Here is a 25,637-nt window from a genome sequence, read left to right on the forward strand (position 1 = left end):
CGCCCCTCGCGCGCGGGACGGGACTCCACAGGTGTGCGAGTGCTGCTCAGCCGATCGGCGGGCTCAGCCGATCTGCGTGCCGGTGGCCGACAGGGCCTCCGTCACCGGCTGGAAGAAGGTCTCGCCGCCCGAGGTGCAGTCGCCGCTGCCGCCGGAGGTGAGGCCGACGGCCTGGTCGCCCGAGAAGAGCGAGCCGCCGCTGTCGCCGGGCTCGGCGCAGACGTCGGTCTGGATCAGGCCGTTGACGATGTCGCCGTTGCCGTAGTTCACGGTGGCGTCCAGGCCGGTCACCGTCCCGTCGTGCACCTGGGTGGTGGAACCGCTGCGGGTCACCTCCATGCCGACGGTGGCGTCGGCGGCGCCCGAGATGGCCTGCGAGGAGCCGTTGTAGAGGTTCACCTCGCTCGGGTGGTCCACGTCGGCGGTGTACTTGACCAGGCCGTAGTCGTTGTCCGGGAAACTGGACGCCTCGTTCTCGCCGATGACGTTCCCGGAGGAGTCCGACCAGGTCGAGATGGACTCGGTGCAGTGGCCGGCGGTGATGAAGTACGGCTCGCCGCCCTTGGTCACGTTGAAGCCGAGCGAGCAGCGCCCGCCGCCTCCGGTGATGGCGTCGCCGCCCGAGACGAAGGGCTTGTACTCGCCCTTGGTCCGCTTGAGCTCGGCCTTGGCGCCCAGTCCGTCGACCACCTTGGTCAGCTTGGCCAGTTCGGCCTCGGAGACCGTGCGGTCGGCGGTGACGACGACCTTGTTGGTGGTCGGGTCGGTCGCCCAGGACGTGCCCGGGATGGTCGCGTCCTTCGTCAGGGCGGTGCGCGCGCTCTTCAGGTCGGCGAGCGAGTTCTCGACGACTCTCGCCTTGGCGCCGGCCTCCTCGACGGTCTGCGCGGCGCTCTGGTCGAGCACGTTGACGACCAGGCTCTTGGCCTGCGCGTCGTAGTACGTGCCCGCCGCGTCGGCGCCGAGGTCGCCGAGCAGCGTGGAGGCGAGCTTTCCGGCCGCCGTGACCGACAGGGTCTCGGGCGCGGCGGTCTTCGGGGCCTCGCTGGCGTTCGCACTCTGGAAGGTGACTCCGGCCGCGACCAGTGCGGTGATGCCCGCACCTACCACGGCGACCCGCCGCCTGGGTATGCGTCGGTGCTTCAACTCACGTCCTCCTGTGGGGGGTCGGTCCGCGAGGTTGTGGGGACCCCGTGAACCGGAAGGCTGGTTGACGAGCGTTAACTCTCCCGATCCCACAGGCCGTACACAAGGTCGACTCCAGGACGTGCGCACGACAACTCCAGCGCGGTCACACGGCCTTCACCTCTTCCTCGCGAGAGCGGGAGGCGGCGGTGGTCTCCCCCTCTGGTGGGAATCCGGTTTTCGACCCTGGGTGGAAGACGGGGAGATCCGCACGCCGGAGGCTTCGGGCATGACTTCTTCACGAGGTGTCGGGGACCCGGCGGCCATCAGGGTCGAGGGGCTGACCAAGCGTTACGGCCGCAGAACGGCGGTCGACGACCTGTCCTTCACCGTCGGGACCGGAAGGGTGACGGGATTCTTCGGCCCGAACGGGGCGGGGAAGACCACCGCCCTCAAAGCGGTCGTCGGACTGGCGCGGCCGACGGCGGGCCGGGCGTTCGTACGGGGCACGCCGGTCGCCGCCCTCAGGCCCGACGCCCGTCTGCTCGGCGTGCACATCGAACCCTGCGGGGCCCATCCCGGCCGCACCGGCAGGGCACACCTGCGCTCGCTGGCCGCACTGGCCGGGCTGCCCCGCCGCCGGGTCGGTGAGGTGCTGGAACTCGTCGGCCTGGAGGAGGCGGCCCGGGGCCGGGTCGGGAAGTACTCGATGGGCATGCGGCAGCGGCTCGGGCTCGCCGCGGCGCTCCTGGGCGATCCGGAGATCCTGGTGCTGGACGAGCCGGTGAACGGCCTGGACCCGCAGGGCATCCGCTGGTTGCGCACGCTGCTGCGGGAGCGGGCCGCGAACGGTGGCACGGTCCTGCTGTCCAGCCACATGCTGGGCGAGGCGGCCCAGACCGTCGACGACGTGGTCATGATCAACCGGGGACGGCTGGTCCACGAAGGCGCGATCCGGGACCTCGAACGGTCCGGGAAAGGCCTGGTCGCGGTGCGCACCGCCGAGGCCGAGCGCCTGTCGGAGCTGGTGACCGCGGCCGGTGGCCGCACCAAGGCCGACGACGGAGGCGGGCTGCTGGTCGAAGGGCTCGACGTCGCGGCGGTGGCGCGGCTGGCCCACCGCGAGGGCGTCCTGCTGGAGGAGATCACCGAGCGGACCGCGTCGCTGGAGGACGCGTTCTTCGGTCTCACGGGAGGGGCGGACCGATGAGTCATCTGCTGCGCGGCGAACTGATCAAGACCGCGACCACCCGGACCGTACTGGGCTTCGCGGTGGGCACGGTCGCCTTCGCCGTCCTCAACGTCCTGGTGGTCGCGGCGTGGTCGGGCACGCTGGACGAGGTGCCCGAGAAGGAGGAGGCCCTGTCGGCGATGCCGGTCCTGCTCCTGCTCTGGGGGCTGGTCGGTGCGGCCGGTGAGTACCGGCACCGGACGGCCGCACCGGCGGCACTGGTGGGCCGCCGTGGCCGCGGGGCCGTGCTGTCGGCGAGAATTGCCGCTTACGCGCTGACCGGGCTCCTGCTCGGCGCGCTGACGACCACGGTGTCGGTCGGGCTCGCGCTGCCGCTGCTGAGTGACCAGCCGGGTCCCGGTCTCACCTCGGGAGACGTCGGTGCCGTCGTGGCGGGCAACCTGGTGGCGTTCGTCCTGTCCACGATCCTGGGTGCCGCCCTCGGCGCCCTGATCCGCAGCCCGGTCCTGGGAGTGGTCGTCCTGCTGGTGGTGAACTTCGCCGTGGTCCCGCTGCTGTCCGGCGTCTGGGAAGCGGGCGTCAACCTCACGCCGTTCGGCGCGGCTGGGGTCCTGAGCCGGATGACGCACCACACGACCCTGTCGGTGGTCTCGGCCGGATGGGTGCTGGCCGCGTGGACGGTCGCGGTCACGCTGGTCGCGGTCGTGGCCGAGCGACGGCGCGATCTGGCGTGAACGGCCTCTTCGGGCGGGCCCGGGCGGCGTACGGCCTGCTGGTCGCGCGCCGCTCGGCGCTGTTCGACCTCGCGTTGGCGATGATCACGACCGGAGTGGAGATCGGGCAGCTCTTCGACGGCGGCACCCCGGTCGTCGTGATCCCGGCCGACGTGATCCCGGTCGGCGTGATCCCGGTCGTGGTGACGGTGCTGACCGGCTCCGCCCTGCTCCTCCGCCGGCGCGCCCCCCTGACCGTGCTCGTCACGGCCTGTGCGGGCGCCGCGGCGCTCGTGCCGCTGGGCTACTCGCCGGGCGGGGCGCCCGTCGTGGTCGCCCTCGCCTCGCTCGCCGACCTGCGCGACCGGAGGGTGTCAGTGGCGGCGCTCGTCCCGACGGCGCTGTTCCTGCTGCTGGCGAGCATCTCCTCGCTGCCCGTCCCGGTCGGCGCGTGGGCCGTCGGCTCGTACCTCCAGACCCGGCGGCGCTACACCCGGGCACTGGAGGACCGCGCGGCCACCCTGGAACGCGAGCGCGAGCAGCTCGACCAGATCGCGGCAGAGCGGGAACGCACCTCCATCGCCCGCGAACTCCACGACATCGTCGCCCACTCGGTCACCGTCATGCTGATCGGTGTGCGCGGCGCCCGGGACGTCCTGCCGACCGACCCCCGGGTCGCGGGCGAGACCCTGGAACGGGTCGAGGCCAACGCGGAGCAGAGCCTCGCCGAACTCCGCCGGATCCTCGGCCTGCTGCGTACGCCGGACAACGGCGCGCAGTGGCGGCCGCAGCCCTCGCTCGGCCAGCTCCCCGAGCTGGTTTCCGGATACCGGACAGCGGGGATGCCCGTGCGGCTGGAGTTCACCGGCGAGGCCCGGCCGCTGGCCGACGGCCTCGAGCTGTCGGCCTACCGAATCGTCGAGGAGGCACTGACCAACGTGCTCAAACACACCGACCCCACCCGGGTCACGGTGACGCTCCACTACGGCCGGAGGCGGCTGGACGTCACGGTCGAGGACGACGGCGGCGGCGGCGGCGGCCGCGAACCGGTCCCCTCGGCCGCCGGGCACGGCATCCTCGGGATGCGGGAACGTGCGGCGGTGACGGGCGGCAGCCTGGACGCCCGCCGTACCGCCGACGGGTTCGTGGTGACCGCCCGGCTGCCCGTCGAGGATGCCGGGGACGCGGCATGACCATCCGCCTTCTGATCGTCGACGACCAGGAGCTGATCCGTACCGGCTTCCGCCTGTTCCTCCAGACCCAGAGCGATCTCGAGGTCGTCGGGGAGGCCGACGACGGTCACGAGGCACTCGCCCGAGCGGCCGCCCTGCGCCCCGACGTGGTCCTGATGGACATCCGCATGCCCCGCATGGACGGTGTCGAGGCCACCTCCCGGCTGACCGCCTCCGACTCCCCGCCCCGGGTGCTGATCCTCACCACCTACGACCTGGACGAGTACGTCTTCGGGGCACTGCGGGCGGGCGCGTCCGGTTTCCTGCTGAAGGACGCCTCGCGCGCCCGCCTGCTGGAGGCGATCCGCGTCGTGCACGCCGGTGAGGCCCTGCTGTCGCCGTCGATCACCCGCAGGCTGATCGAGGACTACGCCACCCGCGCCGCACCGGTCCGGCCGCGGGACACGGTGCTGGCCGGTCTGACGCCACGGGAACGGGAGATCCTCCTCCTGGTGGCCAGGGGCCTGTCGAACCCGGAGATCGCCGCGCGCCTGGTCGTGACCGAGGCGACGGTGAAGAGCCACGTCGGCAGCATGTTCGCCAAGCTCCATCTGCGGGACCGCGCCCAGGCCGTGGTGTTCGCCTACGAGAACGGCATCGTCCTCCCCGGCAGCACGGGCTGAGCCCCCGCACACCGTGGCCGCGGTGTACGGGGGCTCGTCGCGCTGCCTGCTGTGCTCGGGGTTAGTAGACGCTGACGCCGTAGGCGCTCAGGGCCTCCGTCACCGGCTGGAAGAACGTCGTACCGCCGGAGGAGCAGTTGCCGCTGCCGCCGGAGGTCAGACCGTACGCGGTGCCGTTGCTGCCGTAGAGCGAGCCGCCGGAGTCGCCGGGCTCGGCGCAGACCGTGGTCTGGATCAGCCCGCCGACGACGTCGCCGCCGCCGTAGTTGACGGTGGCGTTCAGGGCGGTGACCCGTCCGCTGTGGGTGCCGGTGGTGGAGCCGTCGCGGATGACGGTGGTGCCCACGCTCGGGGTGGCCGCGCGGGTGATGTCCACGCCGTTGGCGGTGCCGGGCCGGGAGACGGACCCGGTGTACTGCACGATGCCGTAGTCGTTGCCCGGGAAGCTGGAGCCCGCCGTCTGGCCGATGACGGTGCCTCCGGAGCTGGAGCGCCAGGCGCCGGCGCCGTCGGTGCAGTGACCGGCGGTCAGGAAGTACTCGGCGCCGCTGCTGGTGCGGACGTTGAAGCCGAGGGAGCAGCGCCAGCTGCTCGCGTAGATGGCGTCGCCACCCTGGATGAGCTTGTTGAACGTGCCGGGGGTGTGCTTGATCGTGAGCGCGCCGGCCTTGTCGCCGGCCTGCTCCTTGATCTTCGCTATCTCGGCCTGGGAGACGGTGCTGTCGACGGTGAGCAGCACCCGGCCGGACTTGCTGTCGACGGCCCAGGCGGTGCCCGGGACGTCGGCCTTGAGCACCGCGCTGCCGGCGCTGCTCAGCTCGGCGGCGCTGAAGGTGACCGGGGCGGGTGCCGCGTTCGCGCTGGGGATCGCGACGGCGGCCGCGGCCACGAGGCCGGTGGATACGGCGATCAGCCGAGTCCGTCTCGTGATGCCGCTGCGGGGGGTGGTGCGCTTGATCCTCACTTTTCGTTCCTCCACAGGGGAAGTCGGGGGCCCCTCTCGTGGGGGTGGGGGCCCGTGAGGCGCAGCCAGGGGCGGACCTCCGGGTTCCGGATACGTCGTGCCCCTGACAAGCGCTGAGGTTGGAGTATTCGGCCGAACGTCCGGTCGGCGCAAGAGCGCCTTTCGGCCGTCAAGCTTTGAACGACCTTTACCAACCCCCGTCGGCCTCAGCGCAGTTCGCGCTCCCCCGCCTCGACGCGGGCCCCCAGGGTGTTCCCCGGCGGCGGGAAGGGACAGACGAAGTGGTCGGCGAACGCGCACGGCGGCAGCAACGCACGGTTCAGGTCGACCGTCGTACGCCCCTCGTCGTCCGGCGCGGCCGGGCGCAGGAACCGGAAGCGGTAACTGGTGCTCCCGCTGGTGGCGTCGGCGAAGACGGCCCACAGGGAGCCGTCGTCCTCGACGCCCACCTGGAGCGTGTGCCCCCGTCCGTCCAGCTCGAAGGCCAGCTCCCCGCCGAGCGCCAGCCCGCGCTCCCGGCCGTCCGCGTTCGGCACCCGCACGCTGCGCCGCCCCGCGTCGTACGGGGTGAAACGGCCCGGCACCGACCAGCGCGGCTCGTACGGCGTGGCCGCGATGCCGCGGAACGCCCGCCGTGCGGGGGCGGCCGGGTCGAAGTCACGGACGCCCCACAGCCCCTCGCGGACCAGCACCACCAGCCGCCGCTCGCCGCAGGCCACCCGGGCCGCGCCCACCGGTCCCCGGTCTGCCGTGAGCCGTGCCTCGCCGTCCAGGAACCGCCCGTCCACGGTGAGCCCGTCCGCGCGGCCGGCCGTCAGCAGCACCGCGTCGCCGTCCGTCGTCCACCGGCCGGGGATGTCCGGAAGTTGCCCGTCCGGATGATCCTCCAGCCAGTGCGTGCCGGTCAGCGCGAGCGGCCCGTAGGGCGCCGAGACCGTCGCGACGCGCTGCTCGTGCCACTGCTTCCACGCGTCGGATGCCTTGTCCGGTGTGTCGCCGGGTGAGCCCTTCGTCATGGCTCAAGCCTTCCACACCGGGTCTCGGCCGACGGAGATCGACGCAGACCGACGAAACTGATGAAGCTGACGGAGAGACTGACGGAGACTGACGAGGCTTCAGCAGCTGCAGCCGCAGTCGCAACCGTCACAGCCGCAGTCGCAGCCGTCGTCGCCGCAGCAGTTGCTGCAGCAGTCACAGCAGTCGCAGCAGTTGCCGCAGTCGCACTGGGAGCAGAGCCCTTCCCTGCGCTGCCCGCTCCAGGGGTCGTTGAAGGTGCCGCAGCACATCTGGCACGTGCAGGCGAGTCCGAGCCACACGGCACAGCCCGCGAGCAGCCCGCGCCGGTCGCGGCGCGGCGGCTCCGGGGGCGTCGGCCCACCGGGGCCGCCGGGAGCACCCGGGGTGCCGGGCGCGCCGGGAGGGGCGTACGGATGGCTGCCGTGGGCGCACGAGACGGTGCCGAACGCGCGGTCCACGGAACTGCCCAGCTCGTGCACGAGCAGCCGGTGCACCAGCCGCCCGTCGGTGAACTCGGCCTCCCGCAGGGCCAGCCGCACCCCGTGCACGGCGTCGTCGGCGAGCCGCCGGGCCTCGGTGAGCGGCGTCCCGGTGGCGGTGAGCGGGTTCCAGGCGCCGGACGCGGCGTCGGCCTCCCGGTCCTCCACGGCGTCCAGGAGATGGGCGAGGCGGCCGAAGAGCCGCCCGGCCTCCGCGAGCGGCACGGCGTTGTGCGGCCGCCCGGCGAGGTGAGCGGTGTGCGCGAAGGCGGCGGCGGTCGCGGTCTCGGTCGGTTCGGTGACGGTGAGCAGCGGCGTTCCGGGCCCGGCGAGCGCCTCGATGCCGCCCTGCCGGTCCACGGCGTCGACCAGCACGGCGGTGTCGAAGCCGACGGCACTGCCGCCGCGCGCCCCGGCCGCGTCCCAGCCGCCGGCGATCCGGCGGGCGGCGAGCGCCACCGGCCGGCGGGCCAGCAGGCCGTCGCCGTCGGCGACATGGTCGCGCACCTTGGCCGAGGCCAGCACCAGGGAGACGGCCGCCGCGAGCCGGGCCCCCTCGCCGTGCGCGACGGACGCGGTGCGCATCCCGCGCAGCGGGCAGGGTCCCGCGGTGCGCCGCCCGGCGCCCGCACCGCCCCGTTCGGCCTGAGCCTCCGTCAAAACCGATATGAGCAGCCCGTCGTAGTTCGTCACGATCCGGGCGAACTGTCCGTGATCCTTGCGCAGTGCGAGGCACAACCCGCACAAATGAGCCATCCACTGGCTCGTGAGGCTCTCTCCGAGCCGGTGCCTGCACGGCCTGACGATTCCGAACACGACGCTCCCCCGTGGTTGGTACGACGCTGAGCTGCGGCATCGTACCGACCGCCGCCATCACCCGTACGCACCCGTCCTCACCCGTGTGCCGTGAAGAATCATATTTCACTCACAGTCAGCAGCCGTTTGGGAAACGACCCTTGGGACACAAGGACTCTCGACGTATCCGCTGTGCACCAGTACCGTCACAAACCCCCCGCGCGGCGTCTATCCACTTGGCGCGACGTCCGCATCATGGATGACCATAGGGATGCGGAAGCACGAAAGACCGCTGTGAGAGGAGGCGTCCATGGGATCGGTACGCAAGGCGAGTGCGTGGCTCGGCCTCGTCGACGACAACAACGATGACGAGCGTTACTACGACGACGACTACTCCGAGGGCACCGAGCAGCCCGGGGACGCCTGGGTCACGGACCCGCGGGTCAAGGTGGCTTCGGACGTGGCCGAGGAGAAGGGCCGCCGCATCGCGACGGTCACCCCGGACAGCTTCCGGGACGCACGGGCCATCGGTGAGCTGTTCCGGGACGGGGTCCCGGTCATCGTGAACCTGACGGCCATGGAGGGCACCGACGCCAAGCGCGTGGTCGACTTCGCGGCCGGGCTCATCTTCGGCCTGCGCGGTTCGATCGAGCGGGTGTCCACCCGGGTGTTCCTGCTGAGCCCGGCCGACACCCAGGTCATCAGCGGCGAGTCCGCCGCGCACCGTTCCGACGGTTTCTTCAACCAGAGCTGAGGCGGGGCCGCGGACCACGGCCCCGCCCCACCCCCGGCCTCCTACCGGAAGGCGTCGAGTCCGGTGAGCGCCTTGCCCAGCACCAGCTGGTGCATCTCGACGGTGCCCTCGTAGGTGAGCACCGATTCCAGGTTCGTCGCGTGCCGCATCACGGGGTATTCCAGGGAGATCCCGTTGGCGCCGAGGATCGTACGGGCCGTACGGCAGATGTCGATGGCCTCGCGTACGTTGTTGAGCTTGCCGAAACTGACCTGCTCGGGACGCAGGCGGCCGGCGTCCATGCGCCGCCCGAGGTGGTGGGCGAGCAGGATCCCCTTGTGCAGTTCGACCGCCATGTCGGCGAGCTTGGCCTGGGTCAGCTGGAAGCCTCCGATGGCCCGCCCGAACTGCTCCCGCGACTTCGCGTACTCCAGGGCCGCCTCGAAGGAGCTGCGGGCCGCGCCCATCGAGCCCCACACGATCCCGTAACGGGCGTGCGACAGACAGCTCAGCGGGCCGCGCAGCCCGGTCACCTCCGGCAGCACCGCGTCGGCGGGCAGCCGTACGTCGTCGAGGACGAGCTCGCTGGTGACGCTGGCGCGCAGGGACCACTTGTGCTTGATCTCGGGCGCGGAGAACCCGGGGCTGTCGGTCGGCACGACGAAGCCGCGCACGCCCTCCTCGGTCTGCGCCCAGACCACGGCGACACCGGCCACCGAGCCGTTGGTGATCCACATCTTGCGCCCGCCCAGCACCCAGTCGCCACCGGCGTCCCGCTTGGCGTGGGTGCGCATGTTGGCCGGGTCGGACCCGTGGTCGGGCTCGGTCAGCCCGAAGCATCCGATGACCTCACCGGCGGCCATGCGCGGCAGCCACGTCTGCTTCTGCTCCTCGCTCCCGAAGCGGTGGATCGCGTACATGGCGAGGGAGCCCTGCACGGAGACCAGGGAGCGGATGCCGGAGTCGGCCGCCTCCAGCTCCAGACAGGCGAGCCCGTACTGGACGGCGGACGCACCGGCGCAGCCGTACCCCTCGAGCGACATGCCGAGCGCGCCGATGCCCCCGAGCTCCCGCGCGAGCTCCCGGATGCCGGGCAGCTCGCCGCTCTCGTACCAGTCCGCGATGTGCGGCAGCACGCGGTCCGCGGCCCAGCTCCGCACGGTGTCCCGGACGGCGAGGTCCTCCGGCTCGAGCAGGTCGTCGATGCCGAGGGGGTCGGCGGGGTCGAACGCGGGCAACTTTGAGGTTGCGGCCATGGGGACACCCTTCGGGACTCTTAAAACTAGCGCCGCTAGTCACGGCTGTCGTTGCCGACGTTACGATGCGGCGCTCCGCACGTCCACCATGCCCGTCTCCCACCCACGCGCCACCCGTTCACCGTGGGGAACGAGGCGGACGTCGCCCGCGGGGGTGACCCGCCGTCGGCGGCTTGCGGTGGGGGGTGGGTGGCGACACGCGGTGCGACGAGCGGTGACGGCCCGTCGTGGCGGGGAGGCAGCAGCCCGCGAGAGGCCGTGCGACGCCTCGTGCAGGGGCGGTGCGGCAGTGGCAGTCCGTGGCGCACTGCGCGCGAACCCGCGATGCCGCGGCTCCAAAACCGGACCCATGACGGCCCGCAGCCGCCGACGCTCCTCGGCCACCCACGGGAAACGTCCACCCCGCTCCCCACGGCGAACGGGTGGTGCGTGGGTGGGAGACCGTGGGGTCACACCGAGACACGGGACTGGGCATCCACCGAGCCCCGGGGCGCAGGCACCGAGACCTCCTCGCACTGCATCACCCGCGGCAACCGCAGCGCCATCACCGCCCCCAGCAGCAACAACCCCGCACTCACCACCAACGTCACATGCAGCCCGTGCACAAACGCATCCCCCGCAGCCCGCCGCAACGCAACCCCCGCAGGTCCCCCAAGCTGCGCGGCAACCTCGTACGCCTCCCCCAGCGAATGCCCCGCCGCCACCGACGCCGACCCCGGCACCCCTGGCACGCCCCCCGTCAGCCCGGGCGCGTACGCCGCGTTCATCACGCTGCCCAGCAGCGCGATGCCGATCCCGGCGCCCAGCTGGTACGAGGTCTCTCCGATCGCCGCCGCGCCCCCCGACTGCTCCTGCGGCGCCTCGCTCAGCATCGACTCGTACGCCCCGAACAGCGTCGTCTCCAGACCGAAGCCGAGCAGTACGAACCCGGTCAGCAGCAGCGCGCAGTTGTCGGCCCGGCCCATCGCCGTGAGCAGCACCACCGCGAAGGCCGTCAGGCAGAACCCCGCGCACACCATCCGCCGCGGCCCGAAGCGCCGCAGCAGCCGCGCACCCGCGAGCCCCGCCGCCATCGCCGCGAAGGTCAGCGGCAGCAGCCGCAGCCCGGTCTCCAGCGGGGAAAGACCGAGCACCAGCTGCAGGTACTGCGCGGCGATCAGCTCGAGCCCCACCAGCGCCAGCATGGCCAGCACGATGCACCCCACCGACGTACTGAACGCCGGCCGCCGGAACATCGCGAGATCGACCAGCGGATACGCATGCCGCCGCTGCCGCCGTACGAAGCCCGCCAGCAGCGCCGCGCCCAGTACCAGCGGCAGCACGGTGAGCAGGCTCGCGACCGGCTCGCCGCCGCCCAGCCGCTTCACTCCCAGGACGACGCCGAACAGGCCGCCCGCCGCCATCAGCGCGCCGACCACGTCCCAGGGCCCGCGGCGGTCGCCCTTCGACTCGGGCAGCAGCAGCCGCCCCACCGGCAGGCTGACCAGCATCAGCGGGATGTTGACGAGGAAGACCGAACCCCACCAGAAGTGCTCGAGGAGGAAGCCGCCGAGCAGCGGACCGACCGCCGCGCCGACCGCGGCCACGGCGCTCCAGATGCCGATGGCCAGGGCCCGCTCCCGCCGGTCGGGGAAGACCTGCCGCAGGATCGACAGCGTCGCGGGCATGATCATGGCGCCGCCGACGCCGAGCAGCGCGCGGGCCGCGATCAGGACCTGGGCGGTGTCGGCGAGGGCCGCGAGCGCGGAGGCGACGCCGAAGAGGGCGTAGCCGAGCAGCAGGACCCGTCTGCGGCCCACCCGGTCGCCCAGCGTGCCGAAGAGGATCAGCAGCGAGGCGCAGACCAGCGGGTAGACGTCGACGATCCAGAGCAGTTCGATGGCGCCGGGCCGGAGGTCCTCGGTGACGGCGGGGACCGCCACGTGCAGCACGGTCGCGTCGACGGCGACGAGCAGCAGGCTGACGCAGAGGACGACCAGGACCACCCAGCGGTTGGCACCGGCCCCGGCCGCCCGACGGCGCAGCGCGGCGGCAGCCGTGGTCGTCCCGGACATGTACGTACCTCCAAGATGTTCCCTCGCGTCCGGCGGGCCGTGGGGTGGGGACTCCCCTGCGGCTCGGCCGGAGAGGAGCGGGGGCTCCGGGCCGTGCAACGGAACGCGAGTGACTCGCCAGAGTACGCGAGACCCGGCCCCGCACACGTGGTGGGTCTCACACATCCCGCGTCACCCGTGTGGCGTGCGCCACTGCGGCCCCCGTCCCACCCGGCCGGCGGGACGGCCGCCCCCGCGACCGACGGATAATCGGGCCCGTGACCGATCTTGAAACGCGCACCGCGGCCCGCCGGGGCGCCCCGGGGCGCCCCGGTGCCCTGCGCCGGGCCGCCCCGGCGCTCCTCGGCTACGCGGCCGTGCGCGCGCTGGGCCTGCTCGCCCTGGCCCTGTGGAGTGCCGCGCGCGACAAGAGCGCGTACACGCTGCTGACGGCCCGCTGGGACTCCCTCTGGTACACCAGGGTCGCCGAGCTGGGGTACGGCTACGAGGTGCGGCTGCCAAACGGCGACGTGCACTCCAACCTGGCGTTCTTCCCGCTGCTGCCCTGGCTGGAGCGGCTCGGCGCGGCGGTGACGCCCCTGTCGTACGCCGACGCCGGATTCGTCGTCTCCCTGCTCGCCTCGCTCGCCGCGGCCTGGGGGATCTTCGCGGTGGCGGAGCACGTCTACGACCGCCGCGCCGGCGTGTGCGCGGTGCTGCTGTGGGCCGTGCTGCCGGTCGGGGTCGTGCAGTCGATGGCCTACAGCGAGTCCCTGTTCACGGCGCTGGCCGCCTGGTCGCTGTACGCGGTGCTGACCGGGCGCTGGGTGACGGCCGGGACACTGGCCGCGCTGGCCGGGCTGACCCGCCCGGTGGGGCTCGCGGTGACGGCGGCGGTGTGGGTGGCCGCGATCGCGGCGTTCGCGCGAGAGCGGGGGGACGACCGGGAGGACCGCGACGGCCGGGACCGCGCGCGGCGCATGCTGGGCATGCTGCTCGCACCGCTGGGAGCGGCCGGGTACGTCCTGTGGGTCGGCCACCGCACCGGCAAGGGCCCGCTCGGCTATCTCGACGTACAGGCCGGCTGGCGCAACGGCTTCGACGGCGGCGCGGCCTTCGCCCGTTTCGTCGCCGCCAAGTTCACGTCGTTCCCGGCGGCCCTGGCGGGCGTCGGGCTGATCGTCGGGGTCGCGCTCCTGGTCTGGCTGTACGTGGTGTGCGTACGGCAGCGCCAGCCGCTCCCGCTGCTGGTGTACGCGGGGCTCGTCACCGTGCTCGCCCTGTGCGCGTCGAGCTACTTCGGCTCGAAGCCCCGGCTGCTGCTGCCCGCGTTCCCGCTGCTGTTCCCCCTGGCCGTGGGCCTGGCCCGGCTGCGCATCGCCAGGTCGGCGCCGGTCGTGTGCGGTGTCGCGGTGGCGGCGGCGGTGTACGGGGCGTTCTGGCTGAACGGCTCCGGCCCGCCCTGACCGGCCGGCCCCGACCGGCGCCGTGGGCCCGGTGACCACCGGGACAATTCCGCACCAGCATTCGGTGAACGAATTCATAAGCACGATAAAACCGTCGGCCGAACAGATCAAAAGAATTGAAGTCCACGGCCGGGCGGGATTGCGGATTACCCGGCAATAAGGCGCGCCGCCTGAGAGGAATCCCACATCACATCGTCATCACAAAGCCGTTGATTCGGCCGGGATCACTCCTCACTCGCTGTAACGTCGATTGGGTGCGTACCGAACGGAAGCCCACCCGTCTGGACCGGGTGTTCGCGAGACTGGACCGGGAGCCGGAACGACCGGCGCTCCTGGACGTGCCGGAGATGTCCCGGCACAGGATCGTGCTGTTCGCCGGGACCCTCGCGTTCTACATCGCGATCGTGTGGGCCGTAGTGATCACCTCGTGGCTGGTCCGGCTCGACTGGCAGGTCATGTTCTTCCGGCCCTACCAGCAGTGGCCGGAGATCCACGCGTTCGTCGACTACTACGTGGTGCTGGGCCAGCGCGGCCCCACCGCGGTGATGGTCGCGGCCTGGCTCGGCTGGCGCTCCTGGCGGCAGCACACCCTGCGTCCGCTGCTGGCGCTGGGCGTCTCGCTGCTCCTGCTGAACGTCACGGTCGGCGCCGCCAAGTACGGCATGGGGCGGCTGGGACCGCACTACGCGACCACGATCGGCGCCAACGAGATGTGGCTCGGCGGCGATATATTTCCGAGCGGTCACACCGCGAACGCCGTCGTCACCTGGGGCATCCTCGCCTACCTGGCCTCGACGCACCGAACCCGGCGCTGGCTGTCCGCGATCTCCGCGGTCACCTCGCTCGGGGTGGGCATGTCCACCGTCTACCTCGGCACGCACTGGCTCAGCGACGTGATCCTCGGCTGGGTGGCGGGCCTGCTGATCCTGCTGGCGCTTCCCTGGTTCGAACCGCTGATCACCCGTGCGGAAGCGTGGATTCTCGGCCTGCGCGACCGCTGGTACGCCCGCCGCGACCGCAAGGGCACGACGAAGCGGCCGCTCGGCCCGCCCGTACCCGTCACCCCGCCCGGCTCCGGCAGCCGGCCCGGGACACCGGCCCGCGAGCCGGTCGCCGCGCCCCGCACCGCCCGGGCTCCGGCACACCTGGCGCCGGGCCCGCACGCGGCCCGCTCGGACCGTACGCCGGTGACCCCGGCCGGCAGCCGCCGGCCGCCGCACACCGACCGGCACACGCGCAACACGGCCCCCACCGCACGGCCCCTGTCGGGCGGCTGACCGGCCCCAGGGCCTGCGCCAGCCCTGCCTAGCCCTTCCAGGCCCGGGACACCCGGCCGTCCTTCACCTCGAAGTTGAGGCGGCCCACCCGGTACTCCATGGTGATGACCGTGCCCGGCGCCAGCGACCGCACCGTCGACCAGCCCCGCTCCCGCGCCAGCCGTTCGGCCGTGTCGGAATCGAGGCCGACGTAGGTGTCCGGACTGTCCTGGGGCTCGGCGGGGGGTGTCGGAATCGGTGCCATGCCGCCACGCTATGCCCTGCCCCGGGAGCGGGGAAGCCCAGGCCGGTAACGCGGGCCACGGATGCACCTACGATCACATTTCCGTCACAAGATCATGAGGCGCGTTTTACTGGAACCCGTTCACACGGACGGACGTTTTCGCATGTGTTCCACGAGCGCCGAGGCCTATTTCCGCCTCTCGCGGCAGCCGGTCGGAGAATGCACGGCGGACGTCGAAGCAAAGGACTTCGGGGCGCCCCCGTCCGGGCCTCGCATTCCGTACCCGAACACTCTCGAGTACATCCGTACACCCTTGCGGAACGGCCCGCGGATCACTTACACGAATCGAACAACGGACACTCGGTCAGGCGTCCAGCGGGCTGACGGTGAGGGACAGGTCGTTGTCCCGGGTGTAGTACGGACCGGCCTCCACGGGTCCGTGGGGCGTCCGCACGCGTGCGCGGGGAAACGTGAAGACCGGGCTCTTGTCGGCGACGTCGTCCAGCAGCCGCGCGAGGCGCACCACCGGACCGGCGTCACCGGCGGGGCGCAGCCACAGGTCCCAGACGCCGGGCGCCAGGCCGTCGTAGGGCACGGTGAAGGCGAACTCCGTCCGCTCGGCCGTGAGGCTCACCCGGCGTACGCCACCGCCGTCCTCGCCGCCGTCTCCGCCGCCGGGCCGGGCACGCAGTTCGGCGTCCGCCCCGGGCACGAGCTGGGTGCCGTACACCCGCCCGCGTACGGTCAGGCCGCCGGTCGCCGGGCGCAGCTCCACCGCCTCCGCGTGCGGGGCGCGCAGCCAGCTGCGGACGGTCAGGTTGCCCTGCCGGGTGGCGTACGGGATGCGGACGGCGACGTGGCCCAGCAGCCCGCTGGGGGTGCGCTCGGCGAGGGAGCGCAGGTCGGTGACGCCGGGCACCAGGCGTCGCGGCTCGCCCCCGGAGAGGAGGGCGTAGGCGTCCCAGCGGCCCTCGGGCAGGGACACGCTGCTGGGCAGCGCGGCGCGCAGCCGGCCCTCCGCCGCCGGGGCCAGCGGCAGGCTGACCGTCTCTCCCGTGCCGTCGAGGGCATCGGCGGCACGGCGGCGCAGGATGAGCAGGGCCGCCCCGGCGTTTCCGCGCGCGGCGACGTCGAAGGTCAGACCGCCCGCGGAATCGCCGATGCAGTCGGCGCGCAGCGGGGCGGCCGGCGGGGGCGGCGGCGTCATGCGGTGCGGTTCCTCCAATGGACTTCTCGTCGTCCGGTTAGACCCGGAACCCTGCCTTCTGGTTGTCCGTGTCCGATTGCGATGTGGTCACGACGCGGGCGAGCGCCCGACAGCACTCCTTTTCGGTCACCCAGTTCATTCGCTGATTTCCTGATTTGTCGACTCGCGGAAAGGGCGGTCCGACCCGTTGCATCAGTCCAACCCCGGTCCGCCGCACCCCACTTGGGCGTGCGGCGACGCTCGCGGCCCCCGGACGATCGCGAGCACCGCATGGTTCGATTCCGTCGGCCATGGGGCGTGACTCCCGCCACTGATCCCCCGTTGTCCTTGCATGAGCCGGGGACCCGCCCGGACCACGGCCCGGGAGCCACCCGGTCCGGCCACGCACCGCATCCCGAGGGAGCCACCCGTGCCGCGCATGCTCGACGTCAGCGACGACGTACGCGCCGAGATCGGCGACGAAGAAGCCGACCGCCTGCTGGCCGGGGAGTCCGCCCCGGGCAGCTACGACTGCACGTCCTGCCGCACCCCGGGCGACTGTGAGCAGGAGCGCACCAGCACCGTCCTCTTCATCGGGGACGAGACCGCCGTGCTCGCGTTCGCCCACGCGGGCTGCCTGCCCTCGCAGGTGGTCAAGGTCACCGAGGAGCAGCTCCAGGGGGCGGTGCGGTCCATCAGCGCCGACCAGGCCCGTTCCGAGCCCGCTCCCGCGGCCCCCGAGAGGGCCGCGCCCGAGCAGGCCGTGCTCGGTGTCACCAGCGGGCTGATCCTGATCGCCGGGGAACTGCACCCGGCCCTCGTGGTGGAGCCGACCGCTCCCATCGCGCGGCCCGGCACGTCCGGCGCCGGTGACGACTTCCTGCCGCTGCTGATCGAGCAGGGCTTCATGCCGGTCACCGAGCTGGCGTCCACGCCGGCCGTGCTGCACGGCTGGTCGGTCCTGCTCGCGATGGGCCAGCTGCACGCGGTGCTCCAGCCCGGGACGAACGGCGGCCGGCCGGTGGCCTGGTGGCAGGCGCACCAGCCGCTCCAGGTCACCGAGGGCTGGCGTACGGCGGCCAACAAGCACCAGCAGGTGCTGATGTTCGCCGCGCCCGTCGGGTCGATCGGCCGGCAGCCGCGCGAGGACCTGCTGCGGGACGCGCTGGACAAGGCGGCGGCGAACGGACAGCTGGTCGCGGCGGCGCTGCCGCTGGCGGGAACCTGAGCCCGTCCGGTCGGCCGCCGGACGGCCGTCACCTGGGCCGCATCCCTTCCTGCGCGGGGTCGTTTGGACATACGTGTACGCATACGACGCCTTCCACCGCCACGGCGGCCCCTCGGCCACGCCGATCTACGACGCGCTCTACGCCGAGTACGTCAGGTCCTTCCGATCGCTGCCGGGCGATCGCAGCGGTGAGGAGGAGCTGGGATTCACGGCCTTCAGGAGCATCCCGCGCGGCAGAGGCGGCTACAGCGCCTACAGCGCGGGAGCCCAGAGCGCCCGCGTCGGCCAGCAGTCGGTGTGGCAGCGCGTCGGCGGCACGCACCACGTCCCGGCGGCGCTGCCGCCGGCCCCGCGGTCCGGCACCTGACCGCCGGACCACTGCCGTACGACTGAGGGGGAGGGCGCCCGGCCGGGCGCCCTCCCCCTCAGTCGTACGTGCTACTTCTTCTTCGCGCCGCGCTTCTCGCGCACCCGCACGGAGATGTGGATCGGCGTCCCCTCGAAGGCGAACTCCTCGCGCAGCCGGCGTTCGATGAAGCGCCGGTAGCCCGCCTCGATGAAGCCGGAGGCGAAGAGCACGAACCGCGGGGGCTTGGTGCCCGCCTGGGTGCCGAAGAGGATGCGCGGCTGCTTGCCGCCCCGCACCGGGTGCGGGTGGGCGGCGACCAGCTCGCCGAGGAAGGCGTTCAGCCGGCCCGTCGGGACCCGGGTCTCCCAGCCGGCCAGAGCGGTCTCGATCGCGGGGACGAGCTTCTCCATGTGCCGGCCGGTCTGCGCCGAGACGTTGACCCGGGGCGCCCACGCCACCTGGCCCAGCTCCGTCTCGATCTCCCGCTCCAGGTAGTAGCGGCGCTCCTCGTCGAGGGTGTCCCACTTGTTGTAGGCGACGACGATCGCGCGGCCCGCCTCGACGGCCATGGTGACGATCCGCTGGTCCTGGACCGAGATCGACTCGGACGCGTCGATGAGGATGACGGCGACCTCCGCCTTCTCCACGGCGGCGGCGGTGCGCAGCGAGGCGTAGTAGTCGGCGCCCTGCTGGAGGTGGACGCGCTTGCGGATGCCCGCCGTGTCGACGAACTTCCAGGTGACGCCGCCCAGCTCGATCAGCTCGTCGACCGGGTCGCGGGTGGTGCCGGCCAGTTCGTTGACGACGACGCGCTCCTCGCCGGCCACCTTGTTCAGCAGGGAGGACTTGCCGACGTTGGGGCGGCCGATCAGGGCGATGCGGCGCGGGCCGCCGACGGCGGTGCCGAAGGTCTGCGCCGGTGCCTCGGGCAGGGCCTCCAGCACCCGGTCGAGCATGTCGCCGGTGCCGCGGCCGTGCAGCGCGGAGACCGGGTGCGGCTCGCCGAGGCCCAGCGACCACAGATAGGAGGCGTCGGCCTCGCCGCTCGGGCCGTCGACCTTGTTGGCGCACAGCACGACGGGCTTGCCGGCCTTGCGCAGCAGCCGGACGACGGCCTCGTCGGTGTCGGTGGCGCCGACCTTGGCGTCCACGACGAAGACGACCGCGTCGGCGGCCTCGATCGCGTACTCGGCCTGCGCGGCCACAGAGGCGTCGATGCCGAGGACGTCCTGCTCCCAGCCGCCGGTGTCGACGACCTTGAAGCGGCGCCCGGCCCACTCGGCCTCGTAGGTGACGCGGTCGCGGGTGACGCCGGGCTTGTCCTCGACGACGGCCTCGCGGCGGCCGATGATGCGGTTCACGAGGGTCGACTTGCCGACATTGGGGCGGCCGACGACGGCGAGGACGGGCAGCGGGCCGTGCCCGGCCTCCTCGATCGCGCCCTCGACCTCCTCGATGTCGAAGCCCTCTTCGGCGGCCAGCTCCATGAACTGCGCGTATTCGGCGTCGCCGAGCGCCCCGTGGTCGTGCTCCTCGCCCGAGCCCTCGGGGTGGATGTGGTCGTTCATGAAGTCCGTACCTCGTTCATCGTGGTGATCGGTGGAACACCCCTGTACCGGGTGATCCACTACTCAAGTGTCACTCAGCGCCCGGTGAGGCGCCTGGCGTTTTCCAGGTGCGCGGTGAGCTGCTTCTGGATGCGTTCGGTGGCCTCGTCCAGCGCCTTGCGGGTGCGCCGCCCGCTGCCGTCGCCCGCGTCGAAGGGGTCGCCGAAGACGACGTCCACGCGCGAGCGCAGCGGGGGCAGCGCCTTTATCAACCGTCCGGGCCGGTCCGTGCTTCCCAGCACCGCGACCGGGACGATCGGCGCGCCGCCGCGCACCGCGAAGTAGGCCAGCCCCGCGCGCAGCGAGGCGAAGTCGCCCTCGCCCCGGGTGCCCTCCGGGAAGATGCCCAGGACGCCGCCGTCGGCCAGCACGCCGAGCGCCTGCCCTATGGCCGCGCGGTCGGCGGAGTGGCGGTCCACCTTCAGCTGGCCGATGCCGGTCAGGAAGCGTCCGAGCGGGCCGACGAACGCCTCCTTCTTGATCAGGAAGTGCGTCGGCCGGGGCGCCACGCCCATGACCATCGGGCCGTCGATGTTGTGCGCGTGGTTGACGGCGTAGATCACCGGGCCGGTGGCGGGCACCCGCCAGGCGCCGAGCACGCGCGGCTTCCACAGCCCGTACATCAGGCCGACGCCGATGCGCCGGCCGACCTCGGCGCCCTTCTCGGAGGGGGCGGGCGCGGCGGAGGATGCGGTCACTTCCCGGCCCGCTTCTCCTCGACGAGGGTGACGACGCACTCGATGACCTGCGCCAGGGTGAGGGCGGTGGTGTCCACCTCGACCGCGTCGCCGGCCTTGGCCAGCGGGGAGGTCTTGCGGCTGGAGTCGGCCGCGTCCCGCTTGATCAGGGCCTCGCGGGTGGCGTGGACGTCGGCGCCCTTCAGCTCGCCGCTGCGGCGGGCGGCGCGGGCCTCCGCCGAGGCGGTGAGGAAGATCTTCAGGTCGGCGTCCGGCAGCACGGTGGTGCCGATGTCGCGGCCCTCGACCACGATGCCGAGCGGCGCGGCGGCGGCGATGGTGCGCTGCAGCTCGGTGATCCGGGCGCGGATCTCCGGTACGGCACTGACCGCGCTGACCTTGGAGGTGACCTCCTGGGTGCGGATCGGTCCGGCCACGTCCACGCCGTCGACCGTGATGGTCGGGCCGGCCGGGTCGGTGCCGGAGACGATCTCGGGCTTGCCGGCCGCGGCGGCGACGGCGTGCGGGTCGTCGGTGTCGATGCCGTTGCTGACCATCCACCACGTGATCGCCCGGTACTGCGCACCGGTGTCCAGGTAGCTCAGGCCGAGCTGTGCGGCCACGGCCTTCGACGTGCTCGACTTGCCCGTGCCGGAGGGGCCGTCGATGGCGACAATCACGGCCGGGGCGGTCGGGGCGGCGCCGTTTTCCACGAGGGGACACCTTCCTGGTGCGGTGCGGTGGGTGGTGTGCGGGACGCGAGCGCGTCCCGGACAAGGTTACCGGGCCTCGGACACCCCTCCGACAGGCGTCTGGAGGCGCCCCACGATCACTGGCGGATCGCCCAGCCCCGCTCCTTCAGGGCCGCCGCGAGGACGGCGGCGGCCTTCGGCTCGACCATCAGCTGCACCAGACCCGCCTGCTGACCGGTCGCGTGCTCGATCCGTACGTCCTCGACGTTGACCCCGGCCCGTCCCGCGTCCGCGAAGATGCGGGCCAGCTGGCCGGGCTGGTCGTCGATGAGGACGGCCACCGTCTCGTAGGACCGCGGGGCCGACCCGTGCTTGCCGGGGACGCGGACCTGTCCGGCGTTGCCGCGTCGCAGCACCTCGGCGATGCCGGTGCCGCCCTCGCGGCGCTTGTCCTCGTCGGCGGACTGGAGGGCGCGCAGGGCCCGTACCGTCTCCTCCAGGTCGGCGGCGACGTCGGTGAGCAGGTCGGCGACCGGCCCCGGGTTGGCGGAGAGGATGTCGATCCACATCCGGGGGTCGGAGGCGGCGATCCGGGTCACGTCGCGGATGCCCTGCCCGCACAGCCGTACGGCGGCCTCCTCGGCGTGCTCCAGGCGCGCGGCGACCATGCTGGAGACCAGGTGGGGCATGTGGGAGACGAGGGCCACGGCGCGGTCGTGGGCGTCCGCGTCCATCACCACGGGCACCGCGCGGCAGTGCGAGACCAGCTCCAGGGCCAGGTTCAGCACCTCGGTGTCGGTGTCCCGGGTCGGGGTCAGCACCCAGGGGCGGCCCTCGAAGAGGTCGGCGGTGGCGGCCAGCGGGCCGGACTTCTCCCGGCCGGACATGGGGTGGGTGCCGATGTACGCCGACAGGTCCAGGCCCCGCGCCTCCAGCTCCCGCCGGGGGCCGCCCTTGACGCTGGCCACGTCGATGTAGCCGCGGGCGACGCCGCGGGCCATGGCGTCGGCGAGCACGTCGGCCACCAGGGCGGGCGGTGCGGCGACGATCGCGAGGTCGACCGGCCCGTCCGGGGCCTCGTCGGTACCGGCGCCGAGCGCCGCGGCGGTGCGGGCCTGCTCGGGGTCGTGGTCCGCGAGGTGGACGGTGACGCCGCGTTCGGTGAGGGCGAGGGCGGCGGAGGTGCCGATGAGGCCGGTGCCGATGACGAGTGCGGTTCTCACTGGGCGATGTCCTTGCGCAGGGCCGCGGCGGCGCCGAGGTAGACGTGGGCGATCTCGGCGCGGGGCCGGTCGGACTCGATGTGGGCGAGGACCCGGACGACGCGGGGCATGGCGCCCTCGATGTCCAGCTCCTGGGCGCAGATCAGCGGCACGTCGGTGATGCCGAGCCCGCGGGCCGCGGCGGCCGGGAAGTCGCTGTGCAGATCGGGGGTGGCGGTGAACCACAGGCTGATCAGGTCGTCGGCCGTCAGGCCGTTGCGCTCCATGAGGGCGGTCAGCAGGGCCGCGACCTGCTCGTCCATGTGCCCGGCCTCGTCCCGCTCCAGTTGGACGGCGCCCCGGACCGCTCGTACCGCCACGGCGATGCTCCTTGCTGAGGTAGCTGTTGTTGCTGTTGTTGCAGACGCGTGTATCGGTTCTTGGTCCGTCCAGCCTAGTCAGCCCGCCGCGTACCGGCCCGCGGCGCCCGTCTCCTGAGACGCTGACGGCGGCCCGAACCTCCCTCCCCCGGAGTTGCGACATGACCCAGACCCCGACCCGCCGTACCGTCCTCCGCTGCACGGGCGCGGGCGCGGCGGCGCTCTGCGTGGGCTGCGGAGGAGGCGGCGACGGCGACTCCCCGGACACCTCGCCCGGGCAGGAACTGGTGCGGACGGGCGACATCCCGGTCGCCGGCGGCAAGGTCCTCACCGCCGAGAAGATCGTGGTGACCCAGCCGGAGCAGGGCGAGTTCAAGGCGTTCTCGGCGGTCTGCACCCATCAGGGCTGCATCGTGTCGGACGTGCGGGACGGCACCATCGACTGCGCCTGCCACGGCAGCAGGTTCGCCGTCGCCGACGGCTCGGTGGTGCGGGGTCCGGCCACGGAGCCGCTGCCCGGGAAGCGGATCACGGTGGAGGGAAATTCGGTCCGCCTGGCGTGAGGGTCCCGCGTACGCTCCCGCCATGCGCCCCGAAGCCGCCAAGAGCCACGAGACCCTGGTCCGCGACCACACGGTCTACGCCTGTGTCATGGGTTCGCGCGCCTTCGGTCTGGCGACGCAGGACAGCGACACGGACCGCCGGGGCGTCTTCCTCGCGCCGACCGCCCTGTTCTGGCGCTTCGAGAAGCCGCCGACGCATGTGGAGGGCCCCGGGGAGGAGCAGTTCAGCTGGGAGCTGGAGCGCTTCTGCGAGCTGGCCCTGCGCGCGAACCCGAACATCCTGGAGTGCCTGCACTCCCCGCTGGTGGACTCCGTGGACGACACCGGCCTCGAACTCCTCTCCCTCCGCGAGGCGTTCCTCTCCCGCCGGGCCTACGAGACGTTCACCCGGTACGCGCACGGCCAGCGCCGCAAGCTCGACGCCGACGCACGCACCCACGGCGCCCCGCGCTGGAAGCACGCGATGCACCTGCTGCGGCTGCTGATGTCCGCCCGCGACCTGCTGCGCACGGGCGTCCTGACGATCGACGTCGGCGAGGCGCGGGAGTCCCTGCTCGCCGTGAAGCACGGCGAGGTGCCCTGGCCGGAGGTGGAGGCGCGGATGAACCGCCTGGCGCGGGAGTGCGAGGAGGCGGCCCGGCACAGCCCGCTCCCCGACGAGCCGGACCGGCGCCGGGTGGAGGACTTCCTGGTCCGCACCCGCCGCGCCTCAGCGCTCCAGCCGGGTCCGTACGACGAAGTCGTGCAGGGCGTCGTACGCGGTCGGAGCAACGGCACCTCACCCCCGTCTGCGGCCTGATCCGAACGGCGGGCCCTGGGTCGACGTCCAGGGCGTCGGTCGTGGGCTCAGGCGTCCCAGAGCGCTCCGAGGGCCAGCAGGTCGCCCCGGTACTCGATGCGGTCCGCCCAGTCGGCGGGCCAGGCGTCGGCCCCCAGGTGCGCACCGGCGAAGGCGCCCGCCAGGCAGGCGATGGAGTCGGAGTCGCCGGAGGTGCAGGCGCCGCGGCGCAGGGCGGTGAGCGGCTCGTCGACGAAGAGCAGGAAGCAGAGCAGCCCGGCCGCCATGGCCTCCTCGGCGATCCAGCCCTCGCCGACGGCCAGGCAGGGGTCGGTCTCGGGCGAGACGGTGCGCACCGCCTCCTGGAGCCGGTCGAGTATCGCCAGGCACTCGTCCCAGCCGCGCGCGATGAAGTGCTCGGGCGTCGGGTCCTGGGCGCGGCTCCACAGGTCGCCGAGCCAGCGCTCGTGGTAGCGGCTGCGGTTGTCGTAGGCGTACGAGCGCAGCAGCCCGACCAGGCCGGTCGGCTCGGCACCCTCGGCGAGCAGCCGTACGGCGTGCGCGGTGAGGTCGGAGGCGGCGAGCGCGGTGGGGTGGCCGTGGGTGAGCGCGGACTGCAACTGGGCGGCGCCCGCGCGCTGTTCGTCGCTCAGGCCGGGGACGAGTCCGACCGGCGCGACGCGCATGTTGGCGCCGCAGCCCTTGGAGTGGATCTGGCTGGCATCCTGCCAGGGGCGGTCCGGGGTCTTGAGGAGGTTGCAGGCCTTGAGACAGGTGTTGCCCGGCGCGCGGTTGTTCTCCGGCGACTGGTACCAGTCGACGAACTCCTCGCGCACCGGCCGTTCCATGCGCTTGGGTCCGAGCAGCCCCCGGTCCATGGCCGTCCGCAGCCCCTTGCCCAGCGCCAGCGTCATCTGGGTGTCGTCGGTGACGATCGCGGGCCTGGGCAGTGCCATCTCCCGCCAGGGTCCGCACTTGGCGAGGATGGACGGGACGTCGTTGAACTCGGTGGGGAAGCCCAGCGCGTCGCCGAGGGCGAGGCCGGTGAGCGCTCCGGTGGCGGCGCGCTTGGTGCCGAGGGTCGTGGTCATGCGGGGCGTCCTTCCCGAGGGGTGCGGAGCAGCGGCGGGTGCAGGGTGATGGCCGGGCCGGCGCGGTACACGGCGGCGGGTTTGCCGCGGCCGCCGGTGAGGCGGGCGGCGCCGGGGACCGCCTCGACGAAACCCGGTGTGGCGAGGACCTTGCGGCGGAAGTTGGGCCGGTCCAGGGCCGTGCCCCACACCGTCTCGTAGACCTGCTGCAACTCGCCGAGGGTGAACTCGGCCGGGCAGAAGGCGGTGGCCAGGCAGGTGTACTCCAGCTTGGCGCCGACCCGGTCCCGGGCGTCGGCCAGGATCCGGTCGTGGTCGAAGGCGAGCCCTTGGGCCTTGTCGTACGGCACCCAGCGGGCCGCGGCCGCGTCACCGCCGCCGTGCGGTTCGGGAGGGTCCGGCAGCAGCGCGGCGAAGGCCACGGACACGACCCGCATGCGGGGGTCGCGGCCGGGTTCGCTGTAGGTGCGCAGCTGCTCCAGGTGCAGCCCGGTCACGTCGGCCAGGCCGGTCTCCTCGGCCAGCTCCCGGCGGGCGGCCGTCTCCGCCGACTCCTCGGGCAGCAGGAAGCCCCCGGGCAGCGCCCAGCGGCCCGCGTACGGCTCCTGGCCCCGCTCGACGAGCAGCGCGTGCAGCGCGCCCGCGCGCAGCGTGAGGACGGCGAGGTCGACGGTGACGGCGAAGGGTTCGAAAGCGTGCTTGTCGTAGCCGTGCACGACCGGCCACCCCCTTAATAGTCACTGCGACTATAAAAGG

Annotated in this window: 26 protein-coding genes; 11 read left to right on the plus strand and 15 right to left on the minus strand. The window is 72.8% G+C overall.

Going from position 1 to position 25,637, the window contains the following annotated elements; all coding sequences use genetic code 11:
- Nucleotides 1–63 precede the first annotated feature (63 nt).
- A complete protein-coding gene (locus ACZ7MF_RS37505; protein WP_471482607.1) occupies nt 64–1,146 on the minus strand; it encodes a S1 family peptidase in 1,083 nt (360 codons plus the stop codon).
- Between the two features lie 268 nt (nt 1,147–1,414).
- Between ACZ7MF_RS37505 and ACZ7MF_RS37510 the strand changes: the two genes are divergently transcribed.
- Genes ACZ7MF_RS37510 through ACZ7MF_RS37525 form a run of 4 tightly spaced genes read left to right on the plus strand, consistent with a single transcriptional unit; the run spans nt 1,415 to nt 4,885 of the window.
- Nucleotides 1,415–2,335: an ABC transporter ATP-binding protein gene (locus ACZ7MF_RS37510; protein WP_471482608.1), complete on the plus strand. Its 921-nt coding sequence runs from the start codon at nt 1,415–1,417 to the stop codon at nt 2,333–2,335.
- On the plus strand, nt 2,332–3,051 hold the full coding sequence (locus ACZ7MF_RS37515) for an ABC transporter permease (RefSeq protein WP_471482609.1): 720 nt from the start codon (nt 2,332–2,334) through the stop codon (nt 3,049–3,051). The genes ACZ7MF_RS37510 and ACZ7MF_RS37515 overlap by 4 nt, the downstream gene beginning before the upstream one ends.
- Nucleotides 3,048–4,223: a sensor histidine kinase gene (locus ACZ7MF_RS37520; protein ID WP_471482610.1), complete on the plus strand. Its 1,176-nt coding sequence runs from the start codon at nt 3,048–3,050 to the stop codon at nt 4,221–4,223. The genes ACZ7MF_RS37515 and ACZ7MF_RS37520 overlap by 4 nt, the downstream gene beginning before the upstream one ends.
- Nucleotides 4,220–4,885: a response regulator transcription factor gene (locus ACZ7MF_RS37525; RefSeq protein ID WP_356865507.1), complete on the plus strand. Its 666-nt coding sequence runs from the start codon at nt 4,220–4,222 to the stop codon at nt 4,883–4,885. Before ACZ7MF_RS37520 ends, ACZ7MF_RS37525 begins: the two co-directional genes overlap by 4 nt.
- Nucleotides 4,886–4,946: 61 nt before the next feature.
- Here ACZ7MF_RS37525 and ACZ7MF_RS37530 read toward each other — a convergent pair whose 3' ends face one another.
- The 3 genes from ACZ7MF_RS37530 to ACZ7MF_RS37540 form a co-directional block, all read right to left on the minus strand.
- Entirely contained in the window at nt 4,947–5,849 is a 903-nt protein-coding gene (locus ACZ7MF_RS37530; protein WP_471482611.1) for a S1 family peptidase, read from the minus strand.
- A 206-nt stretch (nt 5,850–6,055) separates the two neighbouring features.
- Complete coding sequence (locus ACZ7MF_RS37535; protein WP_471482612.1) at nt 6,056–6,865, minus strand: DUF1684 domain-containing protein; 810 nt, start codon at nt 6,863–6,865, stop codon at nt 6,056–6,058.
- A 99-nt stretch (nt 6,866–6,964) separates the two neighbouring features.
- Nucleotides 6,965–8,161 carry a DUF5685 family protein gene (locus tag ACZ7MF_RS37540; RefSeq protein ID WP_471482613.1) on the minus strand — a complete coding sequence of 399 codons (1,197 nt, stop codon included), beginning with the start codon at nt 8,159–8,161 and terminating at the stop codon, nt 6,965–6,967.
- 289 nt (nt 8,162–8,450) lie between these two features.
- On the opposite strand from ACZ7MF_RS37540, the gene ACZ7MF_RS37545 reads away from it, so the two are divergent.
- The gene (locus ACZ7MF_RS37545; protein ID WP_356865515.1) at nt 8,451–8,894 is read left to right on the plus strand and encodes a cell division protein SepF; all 444 of its coding nucleotides are present in this window, start codon (nt 8,451–8,453) and stop codon (nt 8,892–8,894) included.
- Nucleotides 8,895–8,935: 41 nt separating this feature from the next.
- On the opposite strand, the gene ACZ7MF_RS37550 is transcribed toward ACZ7MF_RS37545, so the two are convergent.
- Complete coding sequence (locus ACZ7MF_RS37550) at nt 8,936–10,129, minus strand: acyl-CoA dehydrogenase family protein (protein ID WP_471482614.1); 1,194 nt, start codon at nt 10,127–10,129, stop codon at nt 8,936–8,938.
- Between the two features lie 449 nt (nt 10,130–10,578).
- Nucleotides 10,579–12,183: an MFS transporter gene (locus ACZ7MF_RS37555; protein ID WP_471482615.1), complete on the minus strand. Its 1,605-nt coding sequence runs from the start codon at nt 12,181–12,183 to the stop codon at nt 10,579–10,581.
- 257 nt (nt 12,184–12,440) lie between these two features.
- On the opposite strand from ACZ7MF_RS37555, the gene ACZ7MF_RS37560 reads away from it, so the two are divergent.
- Nucleotides 12,441–13,628, plus strand: a complete 1,188-nt coding sequence (locus tag ACZ7MF_RS37560; RefSeq protein WP_471482616.1) for a mannosyltransferase family protein — start codon at nt 12,441–12,443, stop codon at nt 13,626–13,628.
- Nucleotides 13,629–13,882: 254 nt separating this feature from the next.
- On the plus strand, nt 13,883–14,905 hold the full coding sequence (locus tag ACZ7MF_RS37565) for a phosphatase PAP2 family protein (RefSeq protein ID WP_471482617.1): 1,023 nt from the start codon (nt 13,883–13,885) through the stop codon (nt 14,903–14,905).
- A gap of 28 nt (nt 14,906–14,933) precedes the next feature.
- On the opposite strand, the gene ACZ7MF_RS37570 is transcribed toward ACZ7MF_RS37565, so the two are convergent.
- Together ACZ7MF_RS37570 and ACZ7MF_RS37575 are read right to left on the minus strand one after the other, a co-directional pair.
- Entirely contained in the window at nt 14,934–15,149 is a 216-nt protein-coding gene (locus tag ACZ7MF_RS37570; RefSeq protein ID WP_356865525.1) for an I78 family peptidase inhibitor, read from the minus strand.
- Nucleotides 15,150–15,492: 343 nt separating this feature from the next.
- Nucleotides 15,493–16,335: a hypothetical protein gene (locus ACZ7MF_RS37575; protein ID WP_471482618.1), complete on the minus strand. Its 843-nt coding sequence runs from the start codon at nt 16,333–16,335 to the stop codon at nt 15,493–15,495.
- Between the two features lie 409 nt (nt 16,336–16,744).
- On the opposite strand from ACZ7MF_RS37575, the gene ACZ7MF_RS37580 reads away from it, so the two are divergent.
- Both ACZ7MF_RS37580 and ACZ7MF_RS37585 read left to right on the plus strand, forming a co-directional pair.
- Complete coding sequence (locus tag ACZ7MF_RS37580; RefSeq protein WP_471482619.1) at nt 16,745–17,542, plus strand: hypothetical protein; 798 nt, start codon at nt 16,745–16,747, stop codon at nt 17,540–17,542.
- 73 nt (nt 17,543–17,615) lie between these two features.
- Entirely contained in the window at nt 17,616–17,909 is a 294-nt protein-coding gene (locus ACZ7MF_RS37585; protein ID WP_003977067.1) for a hypothetical protein, read from the plus strand.
- Between the two features lie 71 nt (nt 17,910–17,980).
- Here the strand turns inward: ACZ7MF_RS37585 and der are convergent, their stop codons facing one another.
- From der to aroH, 5 genes are all read right to left on the minus strand, one after another.
- Nucleotides 17,981–19,459 carry a ribosome biogenesis GTPase Der gene (gene der, locus ACZ7MF_RS37590; RefSeq protein WP_059299757.1) on the minus strand — a complete coding sequence of 493 codons (1,479 nt, stop codon included), beginning with the start codon at nt 19,457–19,459 and terminating at the stop codon, nt 17,981–17,983.
- A 74-nt stretch (nt 19,460–19,533) separates the two neighbouring features.
- Nucleotides 19,534–20,196, minus strand: a complete 663-nt coding sequence (locus ACZ7MF_RS37595) for a lysophospholipid acyltransferase family protein (protein ID WP_356865533.1) — start codon at nt 20,194–20,196, stop codon at nt 19,534–19,536.
- The gene (gene cmk / locus ACZ7MF_RS37600) at nt 20,193–20,888 is read right to left on the minus strand and encodes a (d)CMP kinase (RefSeq protein WP_387918946.1); all 696 of its coding nucleotides are present in this window, start codon (nt 20,886–20,888) and stop codon (nt 20,193–20,195) included. The genes ACZ7MF_RS37595 and cmk overlap by 4 nt, the downstream gene beginning before the upstream one ends.
- 116 nt (nt 20,889–21,004) lie before the next feature.
- Nucleotides 21,005–22,090 (minus strand): prephenate dehydrogenase, encoded by a 1,086-nt coding sequence (locus ACZ7MF_RS37605; RefSeq protein ID WP_471482620.1) that lies wholly within the window; start codon nt 22,088–22,090, stop codon nt 21,005–21,007.
- Nucleotides 22,087–22,449 carry a chorismate mutase gene (gene aroH, locus ACZ7MF_RS37610; RefSeq protein WP_471482621.1) on the minus strand — a complete coding sequence of 121 codons (363 nt, stop codon included), beginning with the start codon at nt 22,447–22,449 and terminating at the stop codon, nt 22,087–22,089. Before aroH ends, ACZ7MF_RS37605 begins: the two co-directional genes overlap by 4 nt.
- 161 nt (nt 22,450–22,610) lie before the next feature.
- On the opposite strand from aroH, the gene ACZ7MF_RS37615 reads away from it, so the two are divergent.
- The gene (locus tag ACZ7MF_RS37615; protein ID WP_356865541.1) at nt 22,611–23,012 is read left to right on the plus strand and encodes a Rieske (2Fe-2S) protein; all 402 of its coding nucleotides are present in this window, start codon (nt 22,611–22,613) and stop codon (nt 23,010–23,012) included.
- 22 nt (nt 23,013–23,034) lie between these two features.
- Nucleotides 23,035–23,811: a nucleotidyltransferase domain-containing protein gene (locus tag ACZ7MF_RS37620; RefSeq protein ID WP_471482622.1), complete on the plus strand. Its 777-nt coding sequence runs from the start codon at nt 23,035–23,037 to the stop codon at nt 23,809–23,811.
- A 47-nt stretch (nt 23,812–23,858) separates the two neighbouring features.
- Here the strand turns inward: ACZ7MF_RS37620 and ACZ7MF_RS37625 are convergent, their stop codons facing one another.
- Together ACZ7MF_RS37625 and ACZ7MF_RS37630 are read right to left on the minus strand one after the other, a co-directional pair.
- Nucleotides 23,859–24,881 carry an ADP-ribosylglycohydrolase family protein gene (locus ACZ7MF_RS37625; RefSeq protein WP_471482623.1) on the minus strand — a complete coding sequence of 341 codons (1,023 nt, stop codon included), beginning with the start codon at nt 24,879–24,881 and terminating at the stop codon, nt 23,859–23,861.
- Nucleotides 24,878–25,597 carry an NUDIX hydrolase gene (locus ACZ7MF_RS37630; RefSeq protein ID WP_471482624.1) on the minus strand — a complete coding sequence of 240 codons (720 nt, stop codon included), beginning with the start codon at nt 25,595–25,597 and terminating at the stop codon, nt 24,878–24,880. Before ACZ7MF_RS37630 ends, ACZ7MF_RS37625 begins: the two co-directional genes overlap by 4 nt.
- Nucleotides 25,598–25,637 lie beyond the last annotated feature (40 nt).

Source organism: Streptomyces sp. NPDC111628 (genome assembly GCF_055635195.1).